Consider the following 9,321-nt stretch of genomic DNA (forward strand, 5'->3'; position numbering starts at 1 on the left):
TCCGGATCGCGATCCCCTACGGCACGCTGTCGTCGACGCAATTGCGGCGGTTGGCCCATGTCGCGCGCCGCTACGACCGCGGCTACGGCCACTTCACCACCCGGCAGAACATCCAGTACAACTGGATCAAGCTCGCCGAACTGCCGGATGCACTGGCCGATCTCGCCGAGGTCGGCATTCACGCCATGCAGACCTCGGGCAACAACACCCGCAACGTCACCTCCGATCAATGGGCCGGCGTCGCACCTGGCGAGATCGAGGATCCGCGGATCTGGTCGGAATTATTGCGGCAATACACCACGCTGCATCCGGAATTCTCCTTCCTGCCGCGCAAGTTCAAATTCGCGATATCAGCCTCGCCGCACGACCGCGCCGCGATCAAGATCCACGACATCGGCCTGCGGCTGCACAAGAACGCCGAAGGCGAAACCGGATTCGAGGTACTGGTCGGCGGCGGGCTCGGTCGCACGCCGTTCATCGCCAAGACGATTAAGCCGTACGTGGCGGGGCGCGATCTGCTCAGCTATGTCGAGGCGATCCTGCGCGTCTACAACCAGTACGGCCGCCGCGACAACATCTACAAGGCCCGCATCAAGATCCTGGTGCACGAACTCGGCATCGAGAAATTCGCTGCTGAAGTGGAGGACGAGTGGCGGCAGATGCGCGAGACCGGCACCGCGCTGACGCTGGATGAGGCCATGATCGAGGACATCCGCTCGCGCTTCACCTATCCGGCTTACGAAAAGCTGCCGCATCTGCCGGAGGAATTGAAGAAGGCCGCGCAGGATCCGCTGTTCGAGCGCTGGCGGCGCAATTCGGTGTTCACGCACAAGGTGCAGGGCTACGCGATCGTGACGCTGTCGCTGAAGCCGGTCGGCGGCCCACCGGGCGACGCCACCGCCGATCAGATGGACGCGCTGGCCGATCTCGCCGACAAATATTCGTTCGGCGAAATCCGCGTCGGCCATGAGCAGAATCTGGCGCTGCCCCATGTCGCCAAGCGCGATCTGCCGGCGCTGTGGAAGGCGCTCGACAGGATCGGGCTGGCGACACCGAACGTCAATCTGGTGTCCGACATCATCGCCTGCCCCGGACTGGACTATTGCTCGCTCGCCAATGCGCGTTCGATTCCGATCGCCCAGGAACTGACGCGGCGGTTTGCCAATCACGACACCGCCGAATTGATCGGACGGTTGCACATCAATATCTCCGGCTGCATCAACGCCTGCGGCCATCATCACGTCGGCCATATCGGCATTCTGGGCGTCGAGAAGAACGGCGAGGAATTCTATCAGATCACGATCGGCGGCCGTGCCGACGAGAACGCCGAACTCGGCGCCCTGATCGGGCCCGCCGTGCCTTATGCCGAAGTCGCCGACGTGGTCGAGGACATCGTCGAAGCCTATCTCGCGCTGCGCACCCGCCCCGACGAGCTTTTCGTCGACACGGTGAAGCGGCTCGGCGTGGAGCCTTTCAGGGAGCGGGTCTATGCTACTCGTTAAGGACGGAGCGACCGGCGACGATCCGCTCGTCCATCTCGCCGACGACGCCGAGATCCCCGGCGACGGCGCGATCCTGGTATCCTCCGCGCGCTTTCTCGAAGACGCCGAAGCACTGTCGCAGCGCAAGGGGCGGACCGGCGTGATCTGGCCGAATAACCGCGACGTCGACGACCTCGTGCCGTATCTGGACCGGCTTGCGGTGATTGCGCTGGTGTTTCCCACCTTCCGCGACGGCCGCGCCTATAGCCAGGCGCGGCTGTTGCGCGAACGCTACAATTTTCGCGGCGAGTTGCGCGCCACCGGCCAGGTGCTGCGCGACCAGTTCCTGTTCATGCTGCGCGCAGGCTTCAACGCCTTCGAGGTGAAGAAGCCGGCCGACGCCGAGGCGTTCGCCAACACGGTCAAGCGTTACTCGGTGTTCTATCAGCCGACCGGCGACGGCCGCATGAGCGCGCTGCATCGGCGGATGATGCTGCGCCATTCGGAGAGTGCCAGCCAGTGAATGCTCTCGCCCACCAGAGGTTGTTCGAACGGACGGCAAGCGCTTTGCCGCCGGCCGAGGAGATCGACCGCGCGCTTCGCGACGCCGCTCCGGCGGAAATCGTCGCGACCGCCTTGCGGATCGTCGGCCGCGAACATCTCGCGCTGGTGTCCTCGTTCGGCACCGAATCGGCGGCCCTGCTCAAGGTGATGACGGACGTCGATCCCGCGATTCCCGTGATCTTCCTCGATACCGGATGGCTGTTCGAGGAGACACTGGCCTATCGCGACACGCTGATTGCGACGCTCGGCCTGTGCGACGTCCGCTCCATAAAACCCTCGGAAGCGACGCTGTCGCGCGAGGATCCGGATCGCGAATTATGGTTCTCCGATCCCGATGCCTGCTGCCGGATCAGGAAAGTCGAGCCGCTGGCGCGCGCGCTAAAGCCGTTTCGCGGCTGGATCAACGGACGCAAGCGGTTCCAGGGGGGCTTGCGCGCCGCGATGCCGGTCGTCGAACAGGACGGCGAGCGGCTGAAATTCAATCCGTTCGCCAACGTCTCGCGCCAGCAGATCGAGGCGATCTATGCTGCGGCCAACCTGCCGCCGCATCCGCTGGCGGCCAAGGGTTTCCTCTCGGTCGGGTGCATGCCCTGCACCAGCCGCACCTCGCCCGACGAGGAGACCCGCGCCGGCCGTTGGCGCGGCCGGCCCAAGACCGAATGCGGCATCCATACGGTGAAGATGGCGTAGCACTGGGCCGTCATTCCGGGATGGTCCGAAGGACCAGACCTCAGATGCGCCATTGCGCATCGGGGAATCTCGAGATTCCGGGTTCGAGGCGTCGCCTCGCCCCGGAATGAGGGGTGACTTGCCTCGCCGTTCACTATTCAGCCACGGTTGGTATGCAACAACCGCCCTTCACGTTGGGGGTAGGTCGAATCATGCGGGCGGCGATCGCCATACTCGGATTGTTGGCGCTTGGCGGCTGCGCGGCGGAGGCGCCGATCGAGGAGCCGACCATGTATGTCAACATGGCCGCTCCCGGCGCCAGACTCGATCCGCAGGCGGCGGCCTCGATGATCTCGCTGTACCGGCAGAACAACGGGCTCGGCAGCGTGGCGATCGATCCCGATCTCATGAAGCTCGCCGAAGCGCAGTCGCTGGCGATGGCCAGCCACAACAAGCTCGACCACGACGTCAAGGCGCCGCTGGCGCAGCGCCTCACGACGTCAGGATATCCGGCGACGCTGGCGGTGGAGAATGTGTCGGCGGGCTACCATACGCTGGCGGAAGCGTTTTCGGGCTGGCGTGACTCGCCCCCGCACCGGGCCAACATGCTGAAAAACGGTGTCACAAAATTGGGCATCGCGGCCAGCTACGCTCCGAATACCAAATACAAGGTGTTCTGGACGATGATTATGGCGGCATCGGAACCGCGATAAACACGGCGTGATCACCCCTTCCCGCCTCGCTGATTGACGCCATCGCGATCTGACCCCACCTTGTCATTTCATTTTGATCATCGATCGACCGACATGACCGAATATTCCGATCCGCTGCCTGCAACAACGCCCGCGAAGGCGCAGCGCGTACTGGTGCTGCAGGGCGGCGGCGCGCTCGGCTCCTATCAGGCCGGCGCCTATCAGGCGCTGTGTCATCATGATTTCGAGCCGGACTGGGTTGCCGGCATCTCGATCGGCGCCGTCAACGCCGCGATCATCGCCGGCAATCCGCGCGAGAAACGCGTGGACCGGCTCAAGGAATTCTGGGAGATGGTTTCCGCGCCGGTGCCCTGGAATCCCGTCACCAACGGCGATCGCGCACGTTCGCTGTTCAACGAAACCTCGGCCGCGCTGATTGCGACCTTCGGCGTTCCCGGCTTTTTCAGACCGCGGATTCCGCCCGCCCCGCTGTGGCCGCAAGGGTCGCCGCAGTCGCAGAGCTATTACGATACCTCGCCGCTCCGCGCCACGCTGGAGCGCCTGGTCGATTTCGACCGCATCAACGCGCTGGAGACCCGGTTGAGTGTTGGCGCGGTGAGCGTCACGACCGGCAACTTCAAATATTTCGATAATTTTGAAATGAAGAAAGCGGGCAAGAGAATCGGCCCCGAGCACATCATGGCGTCGGGCGCGCTGCCGCCGGGCTTTCCTTCGATCGTGATCGAGGGCGAGCATTTTTGGGATGGCGGCATCGCCTCCAACACGCCGCTCGATTATGTGCTGGACGAGGAGATCAGGAACGACCTGCTGATCTTCCAGGTCGACCTGTTCAGCGCGCGCGGGCCGCTGCCGCTCTCGCTGCTGGAAGCCGCCGAGCGCGAAAAGGACATCCGCTTTTCCAGCCGCACCCGGATGAACACCGACAAGGCCAAGCAGATTCACAACGCCCGCAAGGCGCTGCGCGAGCTGATCGGCAAATTGCCGGACTATTTGAAGAACGATCCGTCGGTCGAATTCCTGTGCAAGCTCAGCCAGGAGAGCACCGTTACGGTGGTGCACCTGATCTACCGCAGCAAGAATTATGAAACCAACTCCAAGGACTACGACTTCTCGCATGTCGGCATGGTCGAGCACTGGAGCGCGGGCGAGCGCGACGTGCATCTGTCGATGCGCCACGAGGACTGGCTGGAGCGGCCGCAATCCGACGAAACCATGGTGACCTACGACCTCACGGGGGACGGCACCGGAACCCCGGCGAAACCGGACAAACAGGAGTGAATGCAATGGGTACGTTGACAGGCAAGACCGCGGTGGTGACCGGCTCGACCAGCGGCATTGGGCTCGCATATGCGCGCGCCTTCGCGGGCGCCGGCGCCAATATCGTTCTCAACGGCATGGGTGTGCCGGCCGACATCGAGAAGGAGCGCTCCGGCATCGAGACCGATTTCAAGGTCAAGGCGGTACATTCGCCGGCCGACATGACGAAACCCGCCGAGATCGCCGAGATGGTCGCGCTCGGCGAGAAGACTTTCGGCGCTGTCGACATCCTCGTCAACAATGCCGGCATCCAGTTCGTCTCGCCGATCGAGGAATTCCCGCCCGAGAAGTGGGAGGCGATCATCGCTATCAACCTGTCGTCGGCGTTTTACGGCATCCGCGCCGCCGTGCCCGGCATGAAGAAGCGCGGCTGGGGCCGCATCATCAATACCGCGTCCGCCCACTCGCTGGTGGCCTCGCCCTTCAAGTCGGCCTATGTCTCGGCCAAGCATGGCATCGCGGGCCTGACCAAGACCGCGGCCCTCGAACTCGCGACCTTCAAGATCACCTGCAACTGCATCAGCCCCGGCTATGTCTGGACCCCGCTGGTCGAACACCAGATTCCGGAGACCATGAAGGCGCGTAACATGACCAAGGAGCAGGTCATCAAGGACGTGCTGCTGGACGCGCAGCCGACCAAGGAATTCGTGACCTCGGAGCAAGTTGCGGCGCTCGCGCTGTTCCTGTGCGGCGACGATGCCGCGCAAATCACCGGCGCCAATCTCTCGATCGATGGCGGCTGGACCGCGGAGTAACGCTTTAATTCTGAGATCAAGTTGCGCCAAGAGGCCGCATCACTGTCGCAAGTGGTGCGGCTTTTCCATGCGTTAGCGCTTCCCGAACGCCAGCACGTGGAGCCCAAGCCGCTGGCGGACGATGTAGAACAGCAGCACGGTCTCGAAGACCAGCGAGATCGAGGTTGCGGCCGCCGCGCCATGGCCGCCGAAGCGCGGTATCAGCGCGATACAGAGCGCAAGGTTCAGGACAAATGACAGCGCGTAGGCCAGCGCGCAAACATATTGGTGGCCGAGCATGTTGAGGAGCCGCTCGACCGGGCCGACGGCCGCGCGCACCACAAGGCCGATCGCCGCCACGAACATGATGTCGTAGCCGACGACGAATTGCGGCCCGAACAACCAGAGCAGTGGCTTGCCCAGCGCGAGCAGCAGGATTGTCGCGGCGAGCGAAGGCCAGAACGTCCACTTGATCGCATGCGCGACATAGGCCGAGAGCCGCGCCTGATCGCCGAGTGCATGGTATTCGGCAAAGCGATGCGCCGTCGTGGCCGACATCGCGTAGTGAATGAAGGAAACCAGCGCCAGCGTCTTCACGACCGCGAAGTAGATGCCTACTTCCTCCGGCGAGCGGTATTGTTGCAGCACCAGCACGTCGGTGTAGGACAACAGCAGATAAAAACCCTCGACCATCAGAATCGGCAGCGAGATCGAAAGCCAGGAAAAGACGTCATAGGCTTTCGGGCCGGGCGGGATGTGACCGGCGAGGCGGCGATTGAGCGCCACCATCTGACCGATCATGGCGATCCAGACGGCGGCCGCGCTCGCCAGCATCGCCGTGGTGGCCCCGAGATGGAAGCCGAGGACGAACAGGCCGGCGGTGACGCCGATGATCAGGGTTTGGCGGATGACGAATTGCGGCATCAGTCCGAGCCGCATCCAGTCATGGGAGCGTGCGATGCCGTCCTGGGTATTGGCGACGACGAAGGCGGGTAGCGTAAGGCAGCCGATGTAAAGTGGAACGACCTCACCGGGGCCGATCCACGGCGACAAACATTTCACGAGGCCGGCCAGCAACGCCGAGATGATCGACGAGACCATGAACGTCATCCAGCGGCTGCCGAAAACAAAGCCGCGCAACAGCGCGTTCTCGCCGCGGGTGCGATATTCCGGAATGATCTTCTGGGCTGACGTAGAAATGCCGAAGTCCATCATGCTGCCGAGCAGCAGCACCCAGGTCCAGACATAGACATAGATGCCGTAGTCGGAGCCGCCCATCCAGCGGGCGAGCAGGACTTGCGAGAAATAGGCAAGTGCTGCGCTGAACACGCGGATGATGAAGATCGTGCCGGCCAGACGCCGGGTGACCGAGGCTTCGCTGGAGCCCTCGCCGCCGAGCATCGATCGCAGGCGTGCGAGTATGCTGGCGGGCGGGGTGTTGGCGGGTTGAGCGTCCATGACGGCCAAGCAGGAAGTCCTCACGCCGCAGGCGCCGCGGCCGAGATTCTGGCTATCAACACTTCGTTAAGATTCGGTTGGAAACCGCTTAATACAGATTGATGTTGAACTCGTAGGAGCGATCGCCGCCGACCAGCGTCAATTTGAGGGCGGCTCCCTCGGGGTTCACGCCCGGCGGAACACCGTCGAGTTCAAAGGAAAAGCGTTTGATGCCGGGCGGGCCGTGCTCGACAAGTTTTGGAACCGGCAGCGCCCAATCCGGGGTCGGGCCTTCGACAAACAAATTGACCGTTCTCGCATCGGGCGAGAGCACATCCACCAGGACCGTAGACTTGCCCTCGCGCTTGACGTCGCGAATGGTGAGCGGGTTAGGATCGCCGACCGAGGCCGGCTTCGGGACGGTATCGAGCGCGGCGAACAGGACGCTGTCTTCGGTGCTCGCAACGCTTGCGAATGTCAGCTCCGTGCTCGCTTCGACCGGAATGCAAATCTTTTCGCAAACCGCGTAGCTGATGTTGGCACGAAGTGTCACTGGCTTGTCGTTGACCTTCGGCACGATCCGCAGCGGCAGCACCACCTGATCGTGATAGCCGAGCGAGAAGCCACCGGCGCCGTCGTCGAATTTTGCCGGCGCGGGCCACAGAACGGTCACCGCCTCGACATTATCGGATTTGGAAAAATCAAAGCGCGGCGGAACGCCGGAATCGCCAGAGGTACGCCAGTAAGTTTTCCAGCTCGGATCGAGTTGAACAGCGACGCCACCGAGCAGCACTGGCCCGCTGCGCGATCCCGCAAGAAGCCGCACGGCCGAATGTGTTCCCTTCTGCCATGGCGAAGCGTCCTGGGCCCGCGCTTCCATCGATGAAAACGAGGTCAGTGCGGCCAGGGTAAACAGTGCCGCCGATCGTGCGCTGCGCAACGTGGGCACGTGCTTGTGAGAGTGGGGAACCATTGCGTTCATAAAACGTCCTTAACTCCAAGTGAGATGGCAAGCCATTGAATTGCCTGTGATGCACGCTGAAACAGGACTCAAGCTTGATTGACAGAACTTAAGCCCAATATCAGGATGGATCATCTACGCGAGTCCTCGGCGATGAGCTCTGACGACAAAAGACCAGATCATGGAGCAGAACGGTTCCGGCCAAGAACGGCTCACCGCAAAGCTTCCGACAGCTCCAGCGAACCCCAGGGCCATCGCTACCTCGATGGCCAGTTGTTGATTGCGATGCCTGTCATGGGCGACCCTCGCTTCGAACGCTCCGTGATTTATCTCTGCGCGCATTCAGCGGAAGGCGCCATGGGAATTATCGTTAACCGTCCGGCGGGCAGCATCGATTTTCCCGGCTTGCTGGTCCAGCTCGACATCATCAAGAAGGCCGACCAGATCAAGCTGCCGGAGAACGCCGAGACCTTGAAGGTGCTCAAGGGCGGCCCGGTCGAGACCGGCCGTGGCTTCGTGCTGCATTCGAGCGATTTTTTCATTCAGGATGCGACATTGCGCATCGACCATGAGATCTGCCTGACCGCCACGGTCGATATTCTCAAGGCGATCGCCAAGGGCTCGGGGCCGAAGCATGCGATCCTGGCGCTGGGCTATGCCGGCTGGGCCGCGGGCCAGCTCGAAAGCGAAATCCAGGACAATGGCTGGCTGCATTGTGATGCGGATTCCGATTTGATCTTCGGCGGCGATATCGAGGAAAAATATTCCCGGGCACTGCGCAAGATCGGGATCGACGTCGGCATGCTCTCGAACGAAGCAGGGCACGCCTGACTTCTCCCTCGCCCCGCTCTTGCGGGGAGAGGATTGGGGTGAGTGGCTTTTCCCACAAACCGAATTCACAGAGACTCACCCGCAACGCATCCATCGATGCGTTGCGACCTCTCCCCGCAAGCGGGGCGAGGTGAATTGGAGCTCAGCGCGTAGCGATAGCTCTACTCCGCGGCCTGCTGCGCGACGGTGGGTTCGGTGCCGGCCACCGTGGCGCGCCGCATGTCGCGCGGCTGCGACTGGTCGTAACGGCGCACGCGATGCATCGTCTGCCGGTTGTCCCACATGATGAGATCGTGCAGCGTCCATTTGTGGACGTGGACGAACTCGCTCTGAGTGGCGTGTTCGGTGAGGTCGCGCAGCAACAGCCGCGCTTCCGGCACGCTCATGCCGAGGATCGCACCGGCATGTGACGACAGATATAGCGATTTGCGGCGATGAACCGGATGGGTGCGGACCAGCCGTTGCCGCACCGGCTTGAACATCGCTTTCTCTTCCTCGGTGTAGTCGAGAAAGCCGAGCGAACCGCGCGAATACATCAGCGAGTGTTCGCAGATCAGGTCCTCGATCTCCGCCCTGGTCTCGTCGTCGAGCGCGTCATAGGCCGCGCGCATGTC

10 protein-coding genes are annotated in these 9,321 nt (G+C 62.7%); 7 read left to right on the plus strand and 3 right to left on the minus strand.

The window, feature by feature from the left end:
* The 6 genes from VK804_RS04105 to VK804_RS04130 form a co-directional block, all read left to right on the plus strand.
* Positions 1-1,502 (plus strand): nitrite/sulfite reductase (locus tag VK804_RS04105; protein WP_325368118.1); only part of this gene is annotated, 1,502 nt, incomplete at its 5' end.
* Positions 1,489-2,004 carry a DUF934 domain-containing protein gene (locus tag VK804_RS04110; RefSeq protein WP_325368120.1) on the plus strand — a complete coding sequence of 172 codons (516 nt, stop codon included), beginning with the start codon at positions 1,489-1,491 and terminating at the stop codon, positions 2,002-2,004. The genes VK804_RS04105 and VK804_RS04110, both read left to right, overlap by 14 nt.
* On the plus strand, positions 2,001-2,735 hold the full coding sequence (locus tag VK804_RS04115) for a phosphoadenylyl-sulfate reductase (RefSeq protein ID WP_325368122.1): 735 nt from the start codon (positions 2,001-2,003) through the stop codon (positions 2,733-2,735). The genes VK804_RS04110 and VK804_RS04115 overlap by 4 nt, the downstream gene beginning before the upstream one ends.
* Before the next feature lie 191 nt (positions 2,736-2,926).
* Positions 2,927-3,427, plus strand: coding sequence for a CAP domain-containing protein (locus tag VK804_RS04120; RefSeq protein ID WP_325368123.1), 501 nt, complete (start codon positions 2,927-2,929; stop codon positions 3,425-3,427).
* A gap of 93 nt (positions 3,428-3,520) precedes the next feature.
* Positions 3,521-4,705: a patatin-like phospholipase family protein gene (locus VK804_RS04125; RefSeq protein WP_325368125.1), complete on the plus strand. Its 1,185-nt coding sequence runs from the start codon at positions 3,521-3,523 to the stop codon at positions 4,703-4,705.
* Between the two features lie 5 nt (positions 4,706-4,710).
* Complete coding sequence (locus tag VK804_RS04130) at positions 4,711-5,499, plus strand: 3-hydroxybutyrate dehydrogenase (RefSeq protein WP_325368127.1); 789 nt, start codon at positions 4,711-4,713, stop codon at positions 5,497-5,499.
* 72 nt (positions 5,500-5,571) lie between these two features.
* Here VK804_RS04130 and VK804_RS04135 read toward each other — a convergent pair whose 3' ends face one another.
* Positions 5,572-6,936, minus strand: coding sequence for an oligosaccharide flippase family protein (locus VK804_RS04135; RefSeq protein WP_325368133.1), 1,365 nt, complete (start codon positions 6,934-6,936; stop codon positions 5,572-5,574).
* Between the two features lie 88 nt (positions 6,937-7,024).
* The gene (locus VK804_RS04140) at positions 7,025-7,795 is read right to left on the minus strand and encodes a protein-disulfide reductase DsbD domain-containing protein (protein ID WP_325368135.1); all 771 of its coding nucleotides are present in this window, start codon (positions 7,793-7,795) and stop codon (positions 7,025-7,027) included.
* A gap of 234 nt (positions 7,796-8,029) precedes the next feature.
* Here VK804_RS04140 and VK804_RS04145 point away from each other — a divergent pair, with 234 nt between their 5' ends.
* Positions 8,030-8,707, plus strand: a complete 678-nt coding sequence (locus VK804_RS04145; protein WP_325368129.1) for a YqgE/AlgH family protein — start codon at positions 8,030-8,032, stop codon at positions 8,705-8,707.
* A gap of 161 nt (positions 8,708-8,868) precedes the next feature.
* Here VK804_RS04145 and VK804_RS04150 read toward each other — a convergent pair.
* A partial coding sequence (locus VK804_RS04150; RefSeq protein WP_325368131.1) for a TauD/TfdA family dioxygenase occupies positions 8,869-9,321 on the minus strand: 453 nt, incomplete at its 5' end.

Source organism: Bradyrhizobium sp., from assembly GCF_035484855.1.
Classification (GTDB): Bacteria; Pseudomonadota; Alphaproteobacteria; order Rhizobiales; family Xanthobacteraceae; genus Bradyrhizobium.

Coding starts and splice junctions, on each gene's coding strand:
- VK804_RS04110 (WP_325368120.1), top strand. CDS start 1,489: ATGCTACTCGTTAAGGACGGAGCGACCGGCGACGATCCGCTCGTCCAT.
- VK804_RS04120 (WP_325368123.1), top strand. CDS start 2,927: ATGCGGGCGGCGATCGCCATACTCGGATTGTTGGCGCTTGGCGGCTGC.
- VK804_RS04125 (WP_325368125.1), top strand. CDS start 3,521: ATGACCGAATATTCCGATCCGCTGCCTGCAACAACGCCCGCGAAGGCG.
- VK804_RS04130 (WP_325368127.1), top strand. CDS start 4,711: ATGGGTACGTTGACAGGCAAGACCGCGGTGGTGACCGGCTCGACCAGC.
- VK804_RS04135 (WP_325368133.1), bottom strand. CDS start 6,936: ATGGACGCTCAACCCGCCAACACCCCGCCCGCCAGCATACTCGCACGC.
- VK804_RS04140 (WP_325368135.1), bottom strand. CDS start 7,795: ATGGAAGCGCGGGCCCAGGACGCTTCGCCATGGCAGAAGGGAACACAT.
- VK804_RS04145 (WP_325368129.1), top strand. CDS start 8,030: ATGAGCTCTGACGACAAAAGACCAGATCATGGAGCAGAACGGTTCCGG.